Here is a 22276-nt window from a genome sequence, read left to right as displayed (position 1 = left end):
TGGCTGAGTACTCCAGCAAATAGTTTATATCATGTCCGCCAAAATTCGGCAGTTTTTATATTTTGAACAATTGCAATTAACTTGATGGCTTATCTTCCTGTTCCAAAATGCGTTTTGCTTGCAAAAGTTGTTGCTTGTGTTCTTCACTGACTATGGGGTATTTCAAATTCAGTTCTTCTAATTTTGTGCAGATGATATTCGCAACTACCTGACGTGTAAGCCACTTGCGATCAGCAGGGATAATATACCAGGGTGCCCATTTTGTACTAGTATTATTGAAAACTTCTTCATAAGCTTCCATATAATCATCCCAAAAAGCTCTTTCTTTGACATCGCTATCTGAAAATTTCCAATTTTTTTCTGGAGCCTCAATTCGTTGTAAAAAGCGTTTTTTCTGCTCTTTTTTAGAGACATTTAGAAAAAACTTTAGAATAACTACACCATTATCTACCAAATATTTTTCTGTATTGTTAATTTCTTGAAAACGTTGCTTCCAAATCTGATTTCCGTCAGGAAATTTGGGTAGTTGTTGCTTTTTAAGCATTTCTGGATGGACACGAACCACTAATACTTCTTCATAATATGAACGGTTAAATACACCAATTCGTCCTCTTTCTGGCAAAGCTTTCATTGTTCGCCACAAGTAGTCATGATCTAATTCTTCTGCACTTGGGCTTTTAAAACTAAACACCTGAAATCCTTGGGGATTCACACCAGACATCACATGCTTAATTGTACTATCTTTGCCAGCAGCATCCATTGCCTGAAAAATAATTAATATCGCATAGGTGTTTTGAGCATAAAGAATATTTTGGTAATTTGCTAGTCGTTGAATATCTGCTTGTAATTTACTTAAAGCATCGGTTTTTTGATAAAAATCAGTTTTATAAGCTGGGTCATAGTTTTTTTTCAGAGAAATCTTTGAACCTGGTGGAACAATAAAAGCATCATAATTCATCTATAAAATCTCCTCATTTTTGCCGTTTTGGGAGCGGACGCATAGCTTCACGACCCAAGATAAACATTCCTGCAATTCCTAAACTCACAAACCAAACATATTGATACCAATATTGCCTAATCTGCTCTACTGTATTCAGTTCTGGATGCAAAGTGTTTAAGTACAACAGTAGTACTAGGATCATCAGTGCTCCAAATCCAATAAAGCTTAAGCCAGCACAAATTCGTGCAGGTCGCAGTTCAAAATCATTAATATTGTCTAGGTCAATTTCTACCAGTTGCTTAAAAGAGTCATCTGCCAAAGATGAGGTTGTTTGCAATCTATTACTGAGCTTTGGTGGTAAAATCGGTGCTAGTGTTGCTACAGTTGGGTGGCGTAGCAAAGCCTCAGTGTTTCGTAGCAATTCTAGTGGTTTACGAGTAGTAGTTGGTTGAGCAAACTCTATATTATCTGTAGCAATAGGAGCTTTGGCTTTGCTTTCAAAATCCATAGCACGCCTCAGAAAAACTAAGATATACATAGCGTAGCGAATCAGGGACAAAGGGTCAAAATAATTCGTAATTCGTAATTCGTAATTTGTAATTCATGGTAAGAATTGAGAACTGAAAGACTATTTATAAAGTAAATTTTCTGGTAGAGTCTGTTATGGCTTTAGCCTAACGCACCACTATTTATACCATTTCACGAAATACTTAATCCTTTCCTGCTGCTGCCCTACTTGCCATTTGTATTAATTTTGAAGTGAAATGGTATTACATGGTGGGTTAGGCGCTTTCATTATCTTTTTCGTGACAAATCATCTCAAAATATGCACCTTACACGCTACTACAGTAATTTTATTTTTACTTTATAAATAATTTCTTAAAATTTAAAAGTCAGGATTAGAATTTAAAACTCAGAATAACTGGACAGGAAAAAGTGGTAAGCTAATTAATTTATTTTTTAAATTTTTAAGTGAGTAAGGTACAGAATCTAAATTGAAAATCCGAATATCAAAGCTGTTTTACTCGGAGTCTGAATTCTCTATTATTATTCATCCATCTCTTTTAATGTAGCTAATGCTGATGGAGATAAGCGGCTGAGATAGCGGAATATCCAGTATTTAAAGATAGTATCTAAAATCACGGGAAATGTGGCAATAAATAAATAGATTGCACTGTTATTGGCTGGTAGACCTAAATGTTCTGCCAATCCTTCTAGAATAATTTCCCAGCCATGCGGTGAGTGGAATCCTACAAATATATCTGTAAACAAAATAATTAAAAATGCTTTAGCACTATCGCTAAGACCATAGACAATATTGTCTATAAATGACTTAACAATTACAATTTCTTTCTTGCTTAAACTGATAACTAAGCCAAAAGCAATTAATGAGATTAAATCAGCAAAAATATTACTAATACTAAGATTACTTTTAATCCGAAATTCTTTAGCAATTTCAAATGCTTTGTCTTTTATCTTTTCTTGTACTTCCTCTGACGATAATTTTGGTGCTTGAGTTATAAAAGATTCAAATCTAAGTGCTGCTTGAAAATTCTGTAATTCATGGAGAGCTTCTTTTTCCATGTCAGAATTAATAAAAATTTGAGTTGTATTCTCTCCCCTAATTCGTTCTATTATGGGATTTACTAAAAGTTCTTTAGATAAATACTGTGTAACAATTGGTACAATAATTAAAATGAGGAAAAATCTCAGGGCAATTCTTGTCCTATTTCTAGACGAGCGGTAATTTCTGGTAAAATTTTCTTCTGCATGGGGAGAAAAATCTCCTTTAATTACATTAAGACTTCTGCCAATAGAACCGGGGAAAACTCCAGTTTTTTGAAATGGAGATGTAGTGTTAGTATCTTTGATATTAAGTGGATCTGATTGTTTGTTGATTTTGCTGTGACTAKTTTGTAAGGGCTGATAATTAATGAGTTGATTTTTGATAGCGTACCTCTCTACAACTTCATCAATAACTTTCAATTTGTCTAACAAGACAGAATTAGATATATCGATAATTTTTCGACTCAGTGTGAATTCTGCCAGCCTAATTTTGATAATAGTTAAGTTTTTATCAAGGTAGACTTGCCAATAAGACATCATATTTTCAGTATATTTTCCTGATGCTGAAGAGATTTTATTGCCATGAAAATGTTCAAGTTCAATATTTTTGATTCTCTGAGCTGCTTCGTAAGCTTCTAGGAGTGACCTTTCTGGTGTATTGAAAAACCAACCGTTAGGCGATCGCAAATATTCTTTCAGCTTTTGATAAAGTAATTCTACTCTTGTTGCAAATGAATTTTTCATTATATATATGATTATTTGACAAGATTTAGCAGACTTAAATAAGGATTAAATTTGAGTAATAGTTATTGAAAAATATTCTTAATTATTACTCAAAATTTATAAGATAAACCTGTTATTTTGATTGTACACTGAATAAACAAGTAGGTACACTATAAAGGTGAGTTTCCAGGATTTCCAACTCAAGTGTATCGGCATTATAAGCATAGGGGACTGACAAATAAAAATATCCTACTGTTTAGAGTCAATAGTCAACAGGAGCTAGTGCATTGTGCATTTTCCAACAGTTGTACCGTTAACGCCAAACCGGTAGGGTAGCAACTGGCTTTCATCAGTCAGCAACTTCAAACGGGACAAGTTATTTCTTGGACTTTCCTAGATAGCACTTTTAGGTAGCAGTACAGGAATAAGACAGTGAAAGAGCGATCGCCCTTTTGCTGCTAACAAAATCATTAATTAATTTCAAATGATTCAATCATTTTTTCTATGGTTGGTAATAAGCGCTCATAATCCTCTATTCCGGCTGAATAGGTAATGACGTATGCTTGATTATCCTTTAAAGTCCAAACTTGTAAATTTTTTAAATTCTTTTTTCCATCTTTGCTGATAAAAATTAATTGATTAGCCTGTTTTTTTGCTAAAGTTGTTTCACTTGTATTTATAATAGTTGCATCAGATAAAGTATCTTTAATTTCATTACTAAATAAATCTTGTGATTCCTTTAAAGTTCCATAAAATTTTTCAACAGATACAGTTAAAAGTTCTTGGTAGTTATTCTCGTCACTAGTTTTAGGCAATATAAATATTACTAATTCTTGAGTGATCGAATTTAAATTTTCTTGGATTTTCCAACTTTCTGGATATTTGATTTTTATTCCATAACTAGAATCTTGATATGTTAAAAAAAATTGTGTATGAGTTTGTAACTGCAATAACCATAGACTCATAGTAGCAACTACTGCGGTTATTCCTACACTCATGAAAAATTTCTGACGCGGTGCAATTTGCAAAGGTTTCTGAATTACAGTATCAGGTGTTTTATCCAGCATTTCTAAAGCTTGCAATACTGATGTTGCTGTCGGGTAACGCTGGCGGAAGTCATACAGCACCATTGTGTCTAAAATTTCTCCTAGCTGCTGACTCACTTGTATTTGATTGCGCCAATCAATTTCTCCTGTATTATGGTTAGTTTGTAATTCTTGACTGTTAAAATCAGCAGGATTAATTCCTGTCAAAGCTTGGATACCAATAATTCCGACTGCATAGATATCGCTGCTCAATTGTGGAGTGCGATTAGCTTGTTCGCTTGGTATATAGCCATAACTACCAATGGCAACTGTGAAACTTGTTTGCCCTTGAGAATTAATCATTTGCGTAGTAATTTGTTTTACAGCCCCAAAATCAACTAGTACAATCTTGTTATCTAATTGTCTGCGTCGAATATTGGTAGGCTTGAGATCCAGGTGAATCACATTATACTGATGAACAAATGCTAAAACTTCCAAAATCTCTTTTAAAAGTTTAATAGTTTCGGCTTCACTCAATCGCTTGCCTAAAGGAAGTATTTCTTGGCTAATGTCATGACCTGGAATAAATTCTTCAACTAAATAAAATTCTTGATTTTCTTGAAAGTAAGCCAATAATTGAGGAATTTGGTCATGTTTTCCTAAAGTTTGCAGAATTATTGCTTCTTGGTCAAACAAACGTTTGGCTTCTTTTAAAGTGTATGCATCAGTGGAGAGTGGTTTAAAATGCTTAACAATACACTGCGGATTTCCCGCTGTTTGCATGTCTTGAGCTAAAAAAGTCGTACCAAATCCTCCTTGTCCTAGTTGGGTGAGAATTTGGTAGCGTCCACCGATGGTTTGATCCTGGATTAAATTCACCCCTTCTCCTAGAATTAATTACTCAGTAATTTTATTAATCTTGATTTTTGCACATAATAAAGTGCTAGGTGGTGAGTTAAAAGTGAGGATTTAAGAGTTATTCTCCCCACACTTCCTATTTTTCAAGCAGTAAATTAAATAACGATTGGCTTATGAGTTTGAGTCTGTGCATGATTGTGAAAAACGAAGCAGCAACATTGCCTAAATGCCTAAGCAGTGTGAACAAAGTGGTAGATGAAATGGTAGTGTTGGATACAGGCTCAATCGATCGCACTGCTGATGTTGCCCAACAGTTTGGAGCAAAAGTGCATCATTTTAAATGGTGCGATGACTTTAGTGCCGCCCGCAATGCAGCTTTAAAATATGTAACTGGTGATTGGATTTTGGTGTTAGATGCTGATGAAACTCTCACACCAGGAATTGTACCGTTATTGCGAGACACGATCGCCAGGGATGAATACCTGTTACTCAACCTTGTCCGCCAGGAAGTTGGCGCAGAACAATCTCCCTATTCTCTGGTTTCGAGATTATTCCGCAATCATCCAGATATTCGCTTTGACCGTCCTTACCATGCCTTAGTCGATGATAGCGTGTCAGCAATTTTAACTAAAGAACCCCATTGGCAGGTAGGTTATTTACCAGGAGTGGCAATTCTTCACGTAGGATATCAAAAAAGTGCGATCGCTCAAAATAACAAATATGCCAAAGCCGCCACCGCGATGGAGGGATTTCTCGCTACTCATCCTCATGACCCTTATGTTTGCAGTAAATTAGGGGCATTGTATGTGCAAACTGGCAAAATTCCCCAAGGAATGGAGTTACTCAGACGAGGACTACAGCACATCAGTGAAACTCACGCAGCTGGGGAAGAAAATTACGATATTTTGTACGAACTCCACTATCATCTAGGCATTGCCTACAATCGCTTAAAAAATTATCCACAGGCGATTTATCATTATCAAGCTGGAATTAAATTACCAATTTATCCCATGCTCAAACTAGGAGCATACAACAATTTGGGTAACTTGCTCAAAGCAGCAGGAGATTTCAATGGTGCGAAAACTGCTTACATCGCAGCTTTGAAAATCGATCCGAGTTTTGTGCCAGGATATTATAACCTGGGGATGACATTTAAAGCTTTGGGTTTACTTACAGATGCGATCGCTTGTTATCAAAATGCGATCGTCTTAAATCCCTACTATGCCGAAGCGTATCAAAATTTAGGCGTAGTTTTGCTCAAAGCTGGCAATCATCAAGAAAGTTTAACAGCTTTTAAAAGAGCGATCGCCCTTCACGAAAGGCACAATCCCCAAGAAGCCAAAAGACTACGTCAGGGGTTGCAAGAGATGGGAGTGATGTAGGAGAAGGGAGTGTGGGGAGTGTGGGGAGACAAGAGAATTTTTGAGAATAACTTCTAACTCCTAAATCGTCTCCCCTAGTTTTCCCCGATTGTTTTTTAATCTAAAACCATCGACTTATGGAAACCAATTATAAAGTAAACCTTAAGTAGGGTGTGTGACGGTTTTAGCCTAGCGCACCCTACAAAAATTATATTTTTACTTGATAAATAACCTCTAAAAATTGAAATCAAAACTATAGCCGTAGTCACACCCTTTAGGACATTTTGAAAGGATGAATTCTAGGAATAGTAATAGTTTTACCTCCTGCCCCCTGCCTCCTGCTATACAAATCAGCACAGACTACTAGCTATACCAAACTTTTTAACATCCTATGAAAGAAGATACAAAATTCCTGCTTCTATTTGGTTCAATCTTTGGTGGTGTTGGCAGCATATTTGCTGTTATAGGCATAATTATTGGCATGAATACTCGTTCTTATATCGCCAAGGCAATTCCAGCACAAGGGACAGTCATTGATTTAGTAGAACATTCATCAGTTGACAGTGATGKCCATTATTCTTATGCCTACTATCCAATAGTGCAATTTACTACTCATGCTGGTGAACCAAGAGTTTTTGAATCAAATTCAGGTAGCGACCCACCAGGATATACTAGAGGCGACCAAGTAGAAGTTTTATACCGTCCTGACAAGCCAGGTTCTGCAAAGATTAACTCTTGGCTTAGTTTATGGTTATTGCCCTTAATATTTATCGGCTTAGGCTCGATTTTTGCTTTAGTTGGAGGAATTGTATTAGTTAAGTTGTTTCCGGCTTTGATGAATCCTAAGAGGGCGCTTTAGCAGAGGGCAGGGGGCAGGAGGTAAAACATTACTATTCCTAACATCTAGGCTTTCAAGAGTATCTGTAGGGTGTGTTATGGTGTAGCGTAACGCACCCTAAGTGTATTTCAGAAATCAAACATGAGTTCTATATGATTGCTTGTTTCCACTTCGTTGCACTCGCTTTGGACATACGTTAATAGCAACGAAGTTAACGACAAATGACTAATGAGAAATCACAATTAAACTTCAATTGGCATTGCTTTATCCTCATTCTTTGGCTGTGAACTCAGTCGATCTAAAATTTCTAAAATCTCTTGTTCAAAAGCGACTTGGGCGCGATTAGTTTTACCACCGACATATAAGCGATCGCCTTTTTGTAATGCCCAAATCTGCGAGTGGGAAAAGTAACTCATCACCACACCCAACATCAGTAAAGCAAATCCCGAATAAACAATTGGTATACCCGGATCGGCTTTGATTTGTAAGCCGGTACTACCAATTACATCAATTATTTTCAACTTCACGCCATTGACTTCGGCAGACATGCCAGTGCGTATAGTATTAATTAGTTTGCCTTTGACATCATAAATTAATACCATTCCTTGCAAGTCTTTGGCTAACACGGAAACACCTTGACTCAAATCTGGTTTAGTCGGAATCCAGCTTCCCCAAATTGCACCTTGACCGTTAGTATTTAACTTGACCATTGGTAGCTGAAAAACTGGGCTGTTATTAAATTGGACGCGAACAGCTGCAATTCCCCAATCAGTTTGGTAAAAAGTTACGCCATGATAACGCAGAGGTTGGTTGACAAAAATATTTTTGCGGTCAACTTCCTCTCCCTGATTATTTAGGACAGATAAATCTGAATAAAATTGATTAATACTTCCAGTTGGAGTGTAATCAATCCAAAAACGATTAACTCGTACAGACCAATCTTTTGGCACTTGGCGTACTGCTAAAGGGCCAGCATCTATAATATTTTTCACCTGAAATGTATCGCCACTGGCAACCATTTCCTGGGCCATAAATCCAGTCATTGCTCCCCAAATTCCCCCAAGCAGAATAGTCACAATGCCAATATGCACAATAATTGGGCCAATGCGTCCGATTATTCCCTTACGGGCGTATAACAGATTTTCTTTTTCTGGATCGGAAAAAATTTTATAGCGGTGATTTTGCAATATCTGATTAAGAGAATTAAGAGAACCAGTATCTAATTCTGCACTTAAAGCTAGTTTTTTAAATTGCCGTGGTTCTTCGTAATATTTCCAGCGTTGGGCTGCTTTTAGGGCTGGTAACTGACGGCTAAAAGAACAGGCCGTTAAGCTAGTGCCAAATAAAATGAGTAATGCTAAAAACCACCAAGTCCGATATACATGGTCTAAGCCAACTACTTGAATTACTTTCCAAGTTAAGAAACCAAATAATGCCGGATGTTCTGGATAGTTAGCTTGGTAAAATACAGGTGACTGCCCTTGCTCAATTACAGTACCAGTAGCACTAAAAATTGCAATCAATAATAGTAAAACGATCGCCAGTCGTAAATCTGTTAATATAGGCAAAAACTCTCGGCGGAAATATTGCCCAGGTACAGCCCACCAACTGATTTTTGGGGAAGTGGAATCTTCTAAAGTCATTACTCACATGGGATAATTAATATACAATATTCAGACTTCTGATTTCTTTGTTAAAAACTACCAACAGGAATTCGAGAAATTAAAGAAAACACCCCGAATCCTACTAATAATGCCCCGCTAACTGGGTTAATCCAACCTGACCAGCGACGCAATTCTAGCAACTTTTTGATTGAAGCAGTAAAAGTACCCGCTAAAATCAATGGTGCTACATAACCAGCTGTATAGGAAAGTAGTAAAACAGCGCCTAAAATTAAGTCTTTTGTATTGGCAATCCAACCCAGCAAGCTAGCTAAAACAGGCGTGCTACAAGGAGATGCAACTAAACCGAAAGTCAGCCCCAGCAAATAGGAACGCAATCCTGCTGGTAAATCTGGGGAAATCCAATTTGTTTCGTTCAAGGATGGAAATTGCAGAGGTAGGGCTTCCAATAAGTTTAGTCCCATGAGAATAGCGATGATGCTAACAATGATTGGTAAACCAATTCCCACTTGACCGTAGACTTTTCCTACCAAACCTGCTATTATACCCAGTCCTGCCAGTGTAGTTGCTAATCCCAAAGCAAACCAAGTTGATTGTGCAGCACCCTGGAAGCGGCTTTTTGCTTCATAACCACCGATGTAACCAATGGTAATTGGCAGCATGGAAAGCATACAAGGCGTAAGGCTGGTGAGTAAGCCAGCTACAAAGATAATCCCAATACTCAAGACGCTAATATGCGTCAGTTGTTGAGAAACAAGGGAGTTGGCAAATTGTTCTAATTGATAAAGTCGAGTTTCTAGGGTCTCAAACATGAAGTGTTCCTAAGCGTGAGATGCTTACTCTGCTTGAATTTTAGCTTAGGTTTACCTGTTTTGTCTCAGAGGGAGAGGGAGGTGTAGGGATAATTTAAGAGACTTCCAATTAAAAAAGTATTCGATCCCTGCGGGACGCTACGCGAACGCCCTGAGGGCAGGGGAGCAGGGAGCAAGGGGAGAGAAAGTCGTTTTGATGGGCATGAAATTGGATAATTTATTTTCTGAAAGTCCCCGCCCTGAGGGCAGGGGAGCAGGGGAGCAGGGAGCACAGGAGGAGAGAAAGTCGTTTTGATGGGCATGAAATTGGATAATTTATTTTCTGAAAGTCCCTGACAAAACTTATGGGGGACTCAAAAATTCAATATTACCGAGATTTAAAGTTTTGGCAGGAGGCAGTAAATAGAACTTTATTAATCAGTTTTTGAACCGGATGAATCCACCTTTGATAATGGTCAATGAGTATTTTAACCGGATAAAATCAGCTCTTAACCTCAAAAATCTTTCTTTTGAAATACAATATTTTTATTAATATAGGTATAATTTAACCCCTATTTAGTTAAAGCTTTGTGAAACTTGTCAAAATAAAATATAGTTCCTTTGTATCAAAAGCGAAGCACCTCAAACTATTTATTTAGTAGACAATATGGCACTGCGGCGGTCTTCTAAAAAGTCTGAATCTAATTCCACTACAGGGCAAGCTAGCAATAGTGAACAAGAACAAGAAAATCAAGAGGAATTATTTCCAATTGTCGCAATGGGAGCTTCTGCTGGTGGATTGGAAGCATTTACACGATTACTGAGTCATTTGCCAAGCGATACAGGCATGGCATTTGTACTGATTCAACACTTAAGCCCGAATGAAAAAAGCTTGTTGAGCGAAATTCTCTCTCGGACAACTCAGATGCCTGTATCTGAGGTAGAAGATGGTACGGTGGTGCAACCAAATCAGGTGTACGTGATTCCGCCCAATGCCAAGATGACTATTTCTGAGGGAGTGCTGAAACTTTCCCCACGCCCGAAGACGCGGGGTCATTTTATGACAGTCGATGCTTTCTTTGTTTCCTTAGCAGAGGAGCGGGGAAGCAAAGCGATCGCAGTGGTATTATCGGGGGGTGACGGAGATGGCACACGGGGACTGGAAGTTATCAAAGGGACTGGGGGCATTACCTTTGCCCAGTGTGAAGAAACAGCAAAATTCAGTAGTATGCCGAACACGGCGATCGCTTCTGGTTATGTAGACTTTATCTTACCCCCAGAAGCGATCGCTGAAGAACTAATAAAAATTAGTCATCATCTTTACGTAGCTAGTAAAACCCGAGTAGAACCAACTGAGCCATTACCTGAAGAAGGGGATGCTCTTTCTAGCATTTTCACTCTACTACGAAATCATACAGGAGTTGACTTTTCTCACTACAAACAAACCACACTCAGGCGGCGGATCTTACGCCGGATGATTTTATACAAACTTGAAAGGCTAGAAGATTACGTTCGCTATCTTCAAGAAAATCGTGGAGAAGTGAATGCCTTATATCAAGATGTGCTAATCTCCGTGACTTGTTTTTTCCGAGATTCCGAAGCTTTTGAGGCTTTAAAAACTAGGGTATTTCCTAATATTGTCAAAGGTCGAACCCCAGATTCACCTTTGCGGATCTGGGTAGCAGGATGTTCAACCGGTGAAGAAGCTTACTCGATTGCTATTTGTCTACTGGAATATTTAACAGGTCTGAGAATTAATCCCCCCGTGCAGATTTTTGCTACAGATATTAATGAAGTGGCGATAGAGAAAGCACGTAATGGGATTTACAAGCCTAGCCAGTTAGCAGATGTCTCTCAACAACGTCTACAGCGCTTCTTTATCCAGGTAAAGGGGGGTTACCAAGTTAGTAAGTCAGTGCGCGAGTTGTGCGTCTTTGCCAGACAAAACCTGATTACTGACCCACCTTTTTCTCGGTTGKATTTGATTACTTGTCGCAATGTGTTGATTTATTTAGGAAACTCACTTCAAAAGAAGCTCCTACCCCGGTTTCACTATGGTCTCAAGCCAACTGGCTATTTAATGTTAGGTACTTCTGAGACAGTGGGTGAATTTACTGAATTGTTTAATTTAGTAGAGAGAAAGTACAAAATTTATTCCTGGAAAACAGCCTCGACTCGAGTGGGAATCGATCTGATTGCTAACACCTATCAGCTAGAAATTGCCACCCCCCAACCTGTAGTCAATGAACAGCTTTGGAACGAGTTAGAAATAGATCGAGAAGCTGACCGGATTGTGTTAAATGAATATGCTCCGGTCGGTGTAATTATCAACGGCGATTTGGAAATTCTCCAATTTAGGGGACAAACCAGTTTGTATTTACAACCCGCACCTGGCAGACCAAGCTTTAATTTACTGAAGATGGCAAAAGAGGAGTTGCGATTAGAGTTACGCACTGCAATTCATCAGGCAAAAAAACGGCAAGAGCGGGTGGTGAAGGAAGGTTTAAATTATACACATGATGATCAAATTAGGCAGGTTAATATTGATATCATTCCCTTCAAAGCTAGCAAAGTCAGCGAAAACTACTTTTTAGTTCTGTTTCATGAGATTCCTTTATCAGCAACGCCTGTCTCACAAGCAACTGAAGATGTTCGCGTCCAGTCTAGGCAGCAACAAAACCGCAAACAGCAAGAAACTAACCAACTAAAACAAGAGTTGGCAACCACCAAAGAACATCTACAATCAATTATTGAGGAACAGCAAGCTACTAATCAAGACTTGAGAGCTGCCAACGAAGAGATCCTCTCCAGTAACGAAGAATTGCAAAGTACCAACGAAGAACTGGAAACCGCCAAAGAAGAAATTCAAGCAACTAATGAAGAACTGAACACGATTAACGATGAACTGCAACGGCGGAATCTTGAATCTACTCAGGTCGGCAATGATTTACAAAATCTACTCAGTAGTATCAATATTCCGATCCTAATGTTAGGAGGTGATTTGCGGATTCGCCGCTTTACACCAATAGCCGGGACAATCTTCAACCTGATTCCCACCGATGTCGGGCGACCGCTGAGTGACATCAACCACAATCTCAATCTCCCCGACTTAGAAGAACAAATCTTACAAGTAATTAATACCCTTAACCTCAAAGTTCAGGAAGTTGAAGACCGAGAGGGTCATTGGTATGACCTGCGAATCCGACCCTACCGGACAATAGATAATAAAATTGACGGTGCTGTGGTCGTGTTAGTTGACATTGATGCTCTCAAACGCAGCGTCAATCTGCTCAAAGCATCTGGGGATTACGCTAAAGCGATTGTAGAAACTGTGCGAGAATCGCTAGTGGTGCTAAATGCGGATTTACGTGTAGTCCTTGCCAATTTATCTTTCCATAATACATTCCAAGTTGTAGCAGCCGAAATACGAGACCACTCGATTTTTGAGATTGGCAATGGGCAGTGGAATATTCCCCAATTGCGATCGCTTTTAAAACAGATTCTCGCAAACAACAACTCAATTCAAGATTTTGAGATTGAGCATAACTTTGAACTCATCGGGCAGAAAATTATGCGGCTCAATGCCCGGAAAATGCCTAAAGTAGACGAGAATACAGAGTTGATTCTCTTGGCAATTGAAGATATTACCCACCTCAAACAGTGGGAAGCAGAACGCGCTCATTTATTGACTCAAGAACAGTTAGCCCGAACTGCGGCTGAGAGTGCCAATCGCGCCAAGGATGAGTTTTTATCCATGCTTTCCCACGAACTGCGAAACCCGTTGAATGCCATGCTGGGGTGGGCGCAACTGCTACGGACACATCAGCTAGATCAAGATACCATTAATCAGGGGCTAGAAGCGATCGAACACAGTACCAAAGTTCAAGCCCGGTTGATTGAGGATCTCTTAGACATCTCGCGCATCACCTCAGGTAGGCTGCGTCTGAACCTCGAACTGATTGAACTTACCCTTGTGGTTGAGTCAGCCATCAATCTACTGCGTTTAGCAGCAGAGTCTAAAAATATTCAAATTGCATCTCGGCTTGAGCCTTCTAGCAGAAGAATTTTTGGTGATGCAATTCGCTTACAACAAGTTATTTGGAATTTACTTTCTAATGCGATTAAATTCACCCCCAGCGGCGGCAAAATTGAAGTTTTATTAGAATACATTCACGAACAAGCTGAAATTCAAATCAGCGATACAGGTCAAGGTATCACCGCCGACTTTCTCCCCCATGTTTTTGATCGCTTCGGTCAGGCAGATAGTGGTAGAACCCGGTCAAATACTGGAGTGGGACTAGGGCTGACGATTGTGCGTCATTTGGTGGAACTCCACGATGGTACAGTTGAAGCCCGCAGCCCAGGTGAGGGACAAGGGGCAACATTTATCGTCAAATTACCCCTGCCAGCCAACCTGGAAGAAAGTATTGTGCTGAATGCTACACGGTTCTTGGGCTTAGGACAGTTAGCAGCCTCAGATGATAATATGCGATCGCTCGATGGTGTACGTATACTTGTGGTGGATGATGAACTATATGTACGCGAGTTTCTGATTACACTGCTCGAACTCTATGGAGTTGAAGTAACGGCAGTCGCGTCTGCAAGTCAAGCATTATCAACGCTGATGGCAAATCCAGGTGGCTATGACGTACTTTTGTCTGATATTACTATGCCAAATGAAGACGGTTATACACTGATTCGCCAGCTGAGGGCACTGAGTGTTGCACAAGGAGGACAAATTCCAGCCGTAGCACTGACCGCCCATGCTGGAGAAAACGAGCCTACAGAGGCTCTGAGTGCAGGTTTCCAAGTGCATTTGCCCAAACCCGTTGACCCGATTAGGTTAATATCTGTAGTTGCTTCTTTGAGCGAACGAAATAGAGAAAGTTAATATAGCAGGGGGCAGGGGGCTATATTTTAACTGTATTCAATGTCTCAATTTGAGCTGTTATTACTGCTTGCATCAATTAAATGAGTAACTACACAAACTAACTCTTTCAAGTCAATTGGTTTATATATATGACTTTGAAAACCTGCTAACAATGCACTGGTTGAGTCTTGCTCGTCAACAAAAGCTGTCATCGCAATAGCTGGAATTTCTGAGTATGTTTGTTGTTTATTTATTTTTCTAACTTTCTCCAGCAGTGAGTAGCCGTCTTCACCTGGTAAACAAATATCACAGATTAAAATGTCAGGTTGAAGATATGAAACTGCTTCCAAAGCTTCCGGGGCTGAGGCAACTGCAATAACTTCTGCCCCCTCTAATTTAAATAAAATAGTAAGTATCTTCCTCGTATCAGGGTCATCATCAATAACGAGTAACCGCAGTCCTTGGAGAGATAGTGATTTCTTGGTCATTATTTCTGACTGCAAAGCAGTTCTTTAGCCTGGTATAAAAAATTACTAGTTTTTTAGTTACTAGTTTTTTGAATAGCTTAATAATCCATCTCTTAGCTTATTAAACTACAAAAAAGTGATCGCAACATGTACTGAAGGTAAAAATTTATTTTATCATCAGGATGAGTGAAATTGGTAATTGAAGATATACCAATTACCTATTACCCATTACTCAGTTTGTTTTATCGGTATAACCAAACACGTAATAGTGAAAGCAATTGTTCGGTATCTACGGGTTTAGTAATGTAATCTGATGCGCCAGCTTCAATGCATTTATCGCGATCGCCTTGCATGGCTTTGGCGGTGAGGGCGATAATCGGCAAGGATTGAAAGTGATTGTTTTGGCGAATTTGACGTGTTGTTTCGTAACCGTCCATTTCTGGCATCATGATGTCCATTAAAACAATATCAATATCTGGTGTAGTTTCTAACAAAGTAATTCCTTCTCTGCCGTTTTCAGCATATAATACCTGGATTTGATAACGCTCTAACATACTTGTAAGGGCGAATATATTCCGCATATCGTCGTCTACAATTAGCGCTTTTTTGCCGACGAGCAAGTGGTCTCGAGAATGGAGTTGTTCGAGAATTTGTCGCTTGGGTTCTGGCAAATTTGCTTGGACTCGGTGTAAGAACAATGCTGTTTCATCGAGGAGGCGTTCGGGGGATCGGACATCTTTGATAATGATTGTCTCTGCAATTCGTCTGAGTTCAGTTTCTTGAGCTTTGCTAATTTCTCTACCTGTGTAGACAATTATTGGCAAAGCTTTGCCGTTCGGTAAAAGTTTGATTTGCTCGATTAGTTCAAATCCGGTCATGTCTGGTAGTCCTAAATCGAGGACGAGACAATCAAAATGCTGGTTGCGGATGGCCTCTAAGGCTGCTGCACCTGTATCCACAGCTGTAGTAGCAACATCGGTGTCGCCAATTAACTCGACAATGCTATGGCGTTGGGTGTCGTCGTCTTCCACTACCAGTAAATTTTTTACTTGGCGTTCGACGAAACCTTTTATTTTGTTCAACGCTTGCGATATTGTGTCACTGGTTAATGGTTTTTGCAGATATGCGATCGCTCCTAATTGTAAACCGCGCTGTCTGCCTTCTTCAACAGTCATGATGTGTACGGGAATGTGACGGGTATTTGGGTCGTGTTTGAGACGATCTAATACCGTCCAACCATCCATTTCTGGCAATCTGATATCTAGCAAAATGGCTGAAGGGAGAAATTGCTGGGCTAGCATCAAGCCTGTAGTGCCAGTTTGGGCAGTGATCACCTTGAATCCGTGCTGTTGCGCCATCTCTAGAAGGATGCGTGCAAAGTTAATATCATCTTCGACAATTAATAATACGCGATCGCCAATGGCGATTGTAGTGCGATCGTCATTTATTAGTACTGAGTGAGGAGATGAAGAAGACCCAGCAAGGGGCAGATACGGTGTTGCAGTCGTAGGTGTTTGTGTCGCTTGCGATAGCAACAGAGCGTCAGTGCCGAATCCGTTGGCTCTTAGGGTTCCGGGTGAGGCGGAGAATCGCGCAAATATTTTCTGTGCATCAGAGCGTAAGAGTGTCGTCGTGTCCCCGTGTTCTTCCCCTTGTGGTAAATAGAATGTAAAGGTGCTACCTTGACCGGGTTGACTGATTAGTTTGATTTCGCCACCAAACAAGTGGGCAATTTCGCGGCTAATTGATAAGCCCAATCCGGTACCCCCATATTTGCGACTGGTAGAGCCATCGGCTTGCTGAAATGCCTCGAAGATGACTCTTTGTTTGTCCACAGCAATACCGATACCCGTGTCGCTGACAGAGAAAGCGATTACCATCTGGGCGCGATTTAAGGTTTCGTGGTGGGAACTCCATCCTTGGGTCACCACTGCAATCCTCAACCGCACTTCTCCTTTTTCTGTGAATTTAAAGGCATTGGAGAGGAGATTTTTCAATACTTGTTGTAAGCGTTTGACATCTGTATAAATGCTGAGTGGCAATTCCGGCAGAAATTCAATTGCGAAACCAAGTCCTTTGCTGTTGGCTATTTGCCGGAAGGTGCGCTCAATTTGTTCGCCTAACTCTGCTAACAGCATTTGAGTCATTTCAATTGACATGGTTCCAGATTCAATTTTGGCGAGATCGAGAATGTCATTAATCAACCCCAACAAATCTGTACCTGCTGAGTAAATTGTCTGGCTGTATTCGACTTGTTTTTTGCTGAGGTTGCCTTCGATGTTATCTGTTAATAGCTTGGCCAAAATTAACAAACTATTAAGGGGTGTCCGCAATTCATGGGACATGTTGGCCAGAAACTCTGATTTGTATTTTGAGGAGAGGGCGAGTTGTGCGGCTTTTTCTTCTAAAGATGTTCTTGCTAGTTCGATTTCCTGATTTTTACGCTCAACTTCTTTCTTTTGCTGAGCCAGTAATTCTGCCTTTTCTTCTAATTCAGCGTTGGTTTGTTGCAGTTCGTCTTGCTGTCCTCTGAGTAAATCTTCCGAGGCTTTGAGTGATTGGGCTTGTTGTTCTAAGCGTTTGTTGGTTTCTCGGAGTTCGCTTTGCTGGGTTTGTAGTTCTTCGGCTAAAGATTGCGACTGCTTGAGTAATTCTTCAGTTCGCATGGAAGCGGCGATCGTGTTGAGAACGATCGCTATACTTTCAGTAAGTTGGTCGAAGAATGTCAGGTGAATTTCGCTAAAGCGGCGGAAGGATGCTAATTCGATGACTGCTGTCACTTGTCCTTCAAACAGTACGGGTAAGACTACGGCATTCAAAGGCGTAGCTTCTCCTAAACCAGAGCCAATTTTGATGTAGTCGTTCGGCACTTGGGTGAGCAGAATTCGCTCTTTTTCTAAAGCGCATTGTCCCACCAAACCTTCACCCATGTGGAAGCGGTTGGCTAGATGTTTGCGTTCCCGATAGGCGTAGCTACTAATTAATTTCAAATACAGCGTATTTTCCCCAGAGTCCATCAAGTAGAATAGACCATGTTGCGCTCCTACCAAAGGTGCGAGTTCTGAGAGAATTAATTTGGATACGGTTTCCAAGTCTCGCTGACCTTGGAGCATTCGGGTAAATTTAGCCAGGTTAGTTTTCAACCAGTCTTGTTCGGTGTTTTTCTGCGTTGTTTCTCGCAGATTGGCAATCATCTGGTTGATGTTGTCTTTGAGGATGGCAACTTCTCCTAGTGCTTCCACGGCAATGGAACGAGTTAAATCACCTTTAGTTACAGCTGTAGCAACTTCGGCGATCGCTCGCAACTGGGTTGTCAGTGTAGCAGCGAGTTCGTTAACGTTATCGGTCAAATCTTTCCAAGTCCCAGCCGCCCCAGGTACTCTGGCTTGTCCGCCTAATTTTCCTTCAATTCCCACTTCCCGCGCCACTGTAGTCACCTGATTGGCAAAGGTGGCTAGGGTATCAATCATCTCGTTGATTGTTTCTGCCAAGGTTTCAATTTCACCTTTGGCGTCTAGCATCAGTTTGCGTTTCAAGTCGCCATTCGCAACTGCGGTGACAACTCTAGCAATTCCCCGCACCTGTGCCGTTAAGTTCCCCGCCATCGAGTTTACATTGTCGGTCAAATCTTTCCAGGTACCGGCAACACCTTGGACTTGGGCTTGTCCGCCCAACTTGCCTTCGGTTCCTACTTCCCGCGCCACCCGCGTTACTTCCGATGCAAAGGAACTGAGTTGATCCACCATTGTATTGGTGGTGTTCTTCAAGTCCAAAATTTCGCCTTTGGCATCGACGGTAATTTTCTTTGAGAGGTCACCGTTAGCTACCGCCTTGGTGACTTCGGCAATGTTGCGGACTTGTCCGGTGAGGTTCCCCGCCATTGAGTTGACGTTATCGGTTAAATCTTTCCAGGTACCAGCAACTCCTCTAACATAAGCTTGCACGCCCAACTTTCCTTCGGTTCCCACCTCCCTGGCAACCCGCGTTACTTCCGATGCAAAAGAATTCAGTTGATCCACCATTGTGTTGATGGTATTCTTCAATTCCAGAATTTCGCCTTTCACATCGACGGTGATTTTTTTAGAAAGGTCGCCGTTTGCCACCGCCGTCGTCACTTCGGCAATATTCCGCACCTGCGCCGTTAAGCTTCCCGCCATGAAGTTTACGCTGTCCGTCAAGTCCTTCCAAGTTCCGGCTACACCTTTAACTTCTGCTTGGACGCCCAACTTGCCTTCGGTTCCCACCTCCCGCGCTACCCGCGTTACTTCCGATGCAAAGGAATTAAGCTGATCCACCATTGTGTTAACGGTGTTTTTCAACTCCAAAATTTCACCTTTGACATCCACGGAAATTTTCTTTGAGAGGTCGCCATTTGCCACAGCCGTTGTCACCGCAGCGATGTTTCGCACCTGTGCCGTTAAGCTTCCCGCCATGAAGTTCACGCTGTCCGTCAAGTCCTTCCAAGTGCCAGCTACACCACGCACATCTGCTTGTACACCCAGCTTCCCTTCAGAACCTACTTCCCTGGCAACCCGCGTCACTTCACTGGCAAACGAGTTGAGTTGATCCACCATGATATTGATGGTGTTTTTCAACTCCAAAATTTCCCCTTTGACAGCCACAGTAATTTTCTTCGAGAGGTCACCGTTGGCGATCGCAGTTGCAACTTCGGCAATATTTCGCACTTGGTCGGTTAAATTTCCCGCCATTGAGTTTACATTGTCGGTTAAGTCTTTCCAAGTGCCAGCCACTCCCCGGACTTCTGCTTGCACGCCCAATTTCCCTTCGGTTCCCACTTCCCGCGCAACTCTTGTTACTTCTGAGGCAAAGGAACTGAGTTGATCCACCATTGTATTAATAGTGTTTTTTAACTCTAAAATTTCGCCTTTCACATCCACAGTGATTTTCTTAGAAAGGTCACCATTTGCCACAGCTGTAGTCACATCGGCAATATTTCGCACCTGTGCCGTTAAACTTCCCGCCATGAAGTTCACGCTGTCAGTTAAATCTTTCCAAGTGCCAGCCACACCCTTAACATCTGCTTGTACGCCGAGTTTACCTTCAGAACCTACTTCCCTAGCAACCCGCGTCACTTCCGATGCAAAGGAACTCAGTTGATCCACCATGATATTGATGGTGTTCTTCAGTTCCAGAATTTCACCTCTCACATCAACGGTGATTTTCTTCGAGAGGTCACCGCTAGCGATCGCAGTGGCAACTTCGGCGATATTTCGCACTTGTCCGGTGAGATTACCCGCCATTAAGTTAACGTTATCCGTCAAGTCTTTCCAAGTCCCCGCCACTCCCCGGACTTCTGCTTGCACGCCGAGTTTTCCTTCGGTTCCCACCTCACGGGCAACTCTTGTWACTTCACTAGCAAAGGAATTGAGTTGATCCACCATCGTGTTGATGGTATTTTTCAACTCCAGAATTTCCCCCTTCACATCAACTGTGATTTTCTTGGAAAGGTCGCCATTTGCTACTGCTGTCGTCACTTCCGCAATGTTCCGCACCTGTGCCGTCAAGCTTCCCGCCATGAAATTTACGCTGTCAGTCAAATCCTTCCAGGTACCCGCTACCCCCCGAACTTCTGCTTGACCGCCGAGTTTTCCTTCTGCACCCACTTCACGGGCAACTCTTGTTACTTCCGATGCAAAGGAGTTAAGTTGATCCACCATGATGTTAACGGTGTTTTTCAACTCTAAAATTTCGCCTTTGACATTCACAGTGATTTTCTTCGACAAGTCGCCATTTGCCACTGCCGTTGTGACTTCCGCAATGTTACGCACTTGGGCGGTGAGGTTTCCTGCCATTAAATTCACGTTATCGGTGAGATCCTTCCAAGTACCAGCCACTCCTTTAACTTCGGCTTGGACGCCCAACTTCCCTTCAGTTCCCACCTCACGAGCAACTCTTGTTACTTCTGATGCAAAGGAATTGAGCTGATCCACCATTGTGTTAACGGTGTTTTTCAACTCCAAAATTTCGCCTTTCACATCCACAGTAATTTTTTTAGAGAGGTCACCATTAGCGATCGCAGTGGCAACTTCAGCAATATTGCGGACTTGCCCAGTGAGATTTCCTGCCATCAAGTTAACATTGTCAGTCAAATCCTTCCAAGTGCCAGCCACACCGCGCACCTCGGCTTGAGAGCCGAGTTTACCTTCAGTGCCCACCTCACGGGCAACCCGCGTCACTTCCGAGGCAAAGGAACCGAGCCGATCTACCATCGTGTTCACAATATTGGCAGTTTGGAGAAACTCACCTTGCAACGGTGTACCATCAATTTCTGTGGCGATGGTTTGCGATAAGTCGCCGTTAGCCACAGCCCGAATCACGCGAGTTGTTGCTGCTGTTGGTTGAACTAAATCTGTAATTAAACTATTGACAGAAGCTACACAATCTGACCACGAACCGCGAACATCTCCTAAAAAGGCGCGATCGGCAATCTTGCCTTCTTTGCCGACAACGTTACCAATTCGCTGTAACTCCCTCGTCATCCGCTGATTTTGGTCGATTATATCGTTGAGCGTGTCGGCTATTTTTCCAGCCACACCAGTATGGTCTATGGGCATCCGAGCCGAGAAGTCACCATGCTTGACAGCCGTCAGCGTTTTAAGTAGCTGATTTAAATCTAGATTGTCGCTGTCTTTAGTTAGGTGTTCGGTTGTCATAGCCTTATCCTTAATCTTGATTCTTGAGAAATTTTTTGTATTTTTTGTACCCGATACTTACTTAGAGTACTTTTAGGTAATGCGTATCAAAATAGAGAGTAGAGAATAGAAAGTCGAGTAAACTAAATAAATTTTTATGAGTGCAAGTGTAAGCAGTTGAAAAAGACTGCTAACTAAATGGTATTGCCGTAGATGTATCTGGCATACCACTTAGCTAATGATAGCTAGTTGAACTCTGTTATGCAGCATCAATTGTCTGTAATGCTTAACCTGGGCGAGTACAGCATCGCACAGGAGAACATACAGCAAAATTCATTACAACAATTACTGCAATGATTTAAGCCTTTCTTAATATATGGCATAGCATTTGTGCCAAAGTATTAAACATTTGTGGCAATGGTTTATACATTTCTCAGAAAGACTTAAGCCTTTCTCACACATGGAATAGCATTTGTGGCAACGGCTTATAGATTTCTCAGAAAGACTTAAGAGTTTCTTATATATGGGATAGCATTTGTGGCAAAGTATTAAACATTTGCAA

General features: G+C 41.2%; 11 protein-coding genes. 3 read left to right on the top strand and 8 right to left on the bottom strand.

The window, feature by feature from the left end:
- Positions 1-76: 76 nt before the first annotated feature.
- The 4 genes from FCR06_RS17050 to FCR06_RS17035 all read right to left on the bottom strand — a co-directional run bounded on the left by FCR06_RS17050 (position 77) and on the right by FCR06_RS17035 (position 5133).
- Complete coding sequence (locus tag FCR06_RS17050) at positions 77-958, bottom strand: polyphosphate kinase 2 family protein (RefSeq protein ID WP_138501744.1); 882 nt, start codon at positions 956-958, stop codon at positions 77-79.
- A gap of 13 nt (positions 959-971) precedes the next feature.
- Positions 972-1448 carry a hypothetical protein gene (locus FCR06_RS17045; protein WP_138501742.1) on the bottom strand — a complete coding sequence of 159 codons (477 nt, stop codon included), beginning with the start codon at positions 1446-1448 and terminating at the stop codon, positions 972-974.
- Positions 1449-1987: 539 nt separating this feature from the next.
- Positions 1988-3250, bottom strand: a complete 1263-nt coding sequence (locus FCR06_RS17040) for a proton extrusion protein PcxA (protein ID WP_138501740.1) — start codon at positions 3248-3250, stop codon at positions 1988-1990.
- A 449-nt stretch (positions 3251-3699) separates the two neighbouring features.
- A complete protein-coding gene (locus FCR06_RS17035; RefSeq protein WP_223280172.1) occupies positions 3700-5133 on the bottom strand; it encodes a serine/threonine-protein kinase in 1434 nt (477 codons plus the stop codon).
- Between the two features lie 152 nt (positions 5134-5285).
- On the opposite strand from FCR06_RS17035, the gene FCR06_RS17030 reads away from it, so the two are divergent.
- Positions 5286-6494, top strand: coding sequence for a tetratricopeptide repeat protein (locus FCR06_RS17030; protein WP_138501738.1), 1209 nt, complete (start codon positions 5286-5288; stop codon positions 6492-6494).
- Positions 6495-6864: 370 nt separating this feature from the next.
- Positions 6865-7332, top strand: a complete 468-nt coding sequence (locus FCR06_RS17025; protein ID WP_138501736.1) for a DUF3592 domain-containing protein — start codon at positions 6865-6867, stop codon at positions 7330-7332.
- Positions 7333-7553: 221 nt separating this feature from the next.
- On the opposite strand, the gene FCR06_RS17020 is transcribed toward FCR06_RS17025, so the two are convergent.
- Both FCR06_RS17020 and FCR06_RS17015 read right to left on the bottom strand, forming a co-directional pair.
- Complete coding sequence (locus FCR06_RS17020) at positions 7554-8954, bottom strand: cytochrome c biogenesis protein (RefSeq protein ID WP_138501734.1); 1401 nt, start codon at positions 8952-8954, stop codon at positions 7554-7556.
- Positions 8955-9004: 50 nt separating this feature from the next.
- The gene (locus FCR06_RS17015) at positions 9005-9745 is read right to left on the bottom strand and encodes a cytochrome c biogenesis protein CcdA (protein ID WP_138501732.1); all 741 of its coding nucleotides are present in this window, start codon (positions 9743-9745) and stop codon (positions 9005-9007) included.
- Between the two features lie 646 nt (positions 9746-10391).
- Here FCR06_RS17015 and FCR06_RS17010 point away from each other — a divergent pair.
- Positions 10392-14615 carry a chemotaxis protein CheB gene (locus FCR06_RS17010; protein WP_138501730.1) on the top strand — a complete coding sequence of 1408 codons (4224 nt, stop codon included), beginning with the start codon at positions 10392-10394 and terminating at the stop codon, positions 14613-14615.
- A gap of 44 nt (positions 14616-14659) precedes the next feature.
- On the opposite strand, the gene FCR06_RS17005 is transcribed toward FCR06_RS17010, so the two are convergent.
- Together FCR06_RS17005 and FCR06_RS17000 are read right to left on the bottom strand one after the other, a co-directional pair.
- Positions 14660-15082 (bottom strand): response regulator, encoded by a 423-nt coding sequence (locus FCR06_RS17005; protein ID WP_138501727.1) that lies wholly within the window; start codon positions 15080-15082, stop codon positions 14660-14662.
- Positions 15083-15303: 221 nt separating this feature from the next.
- A complete protein-coding gene (locus FCR06_RS17000; protein WP_138501726.1) occupies positions 15304-21735 on the bottom strand; it encodes a HAMP domain-containing protein in 6432 nt (2143 codons plus the stop codon).
- Positions 21736-22276 lie beyond the last annotated feature (541 nt).

It is taken from the genome of Nostoc sp. PA-18-2419, from assembly GCF_005869855.1.
In the GTDB taxonomy this organism is placed as follows: domain Bacteria; phylum Cyanobacteriota; class Cyanobacteriia; order Cyanobacteriales; family Nostocaceae; genus Nostoc.
This window is presented reverse-complemented; position numbering and strand designations above follow the sequence as displayed.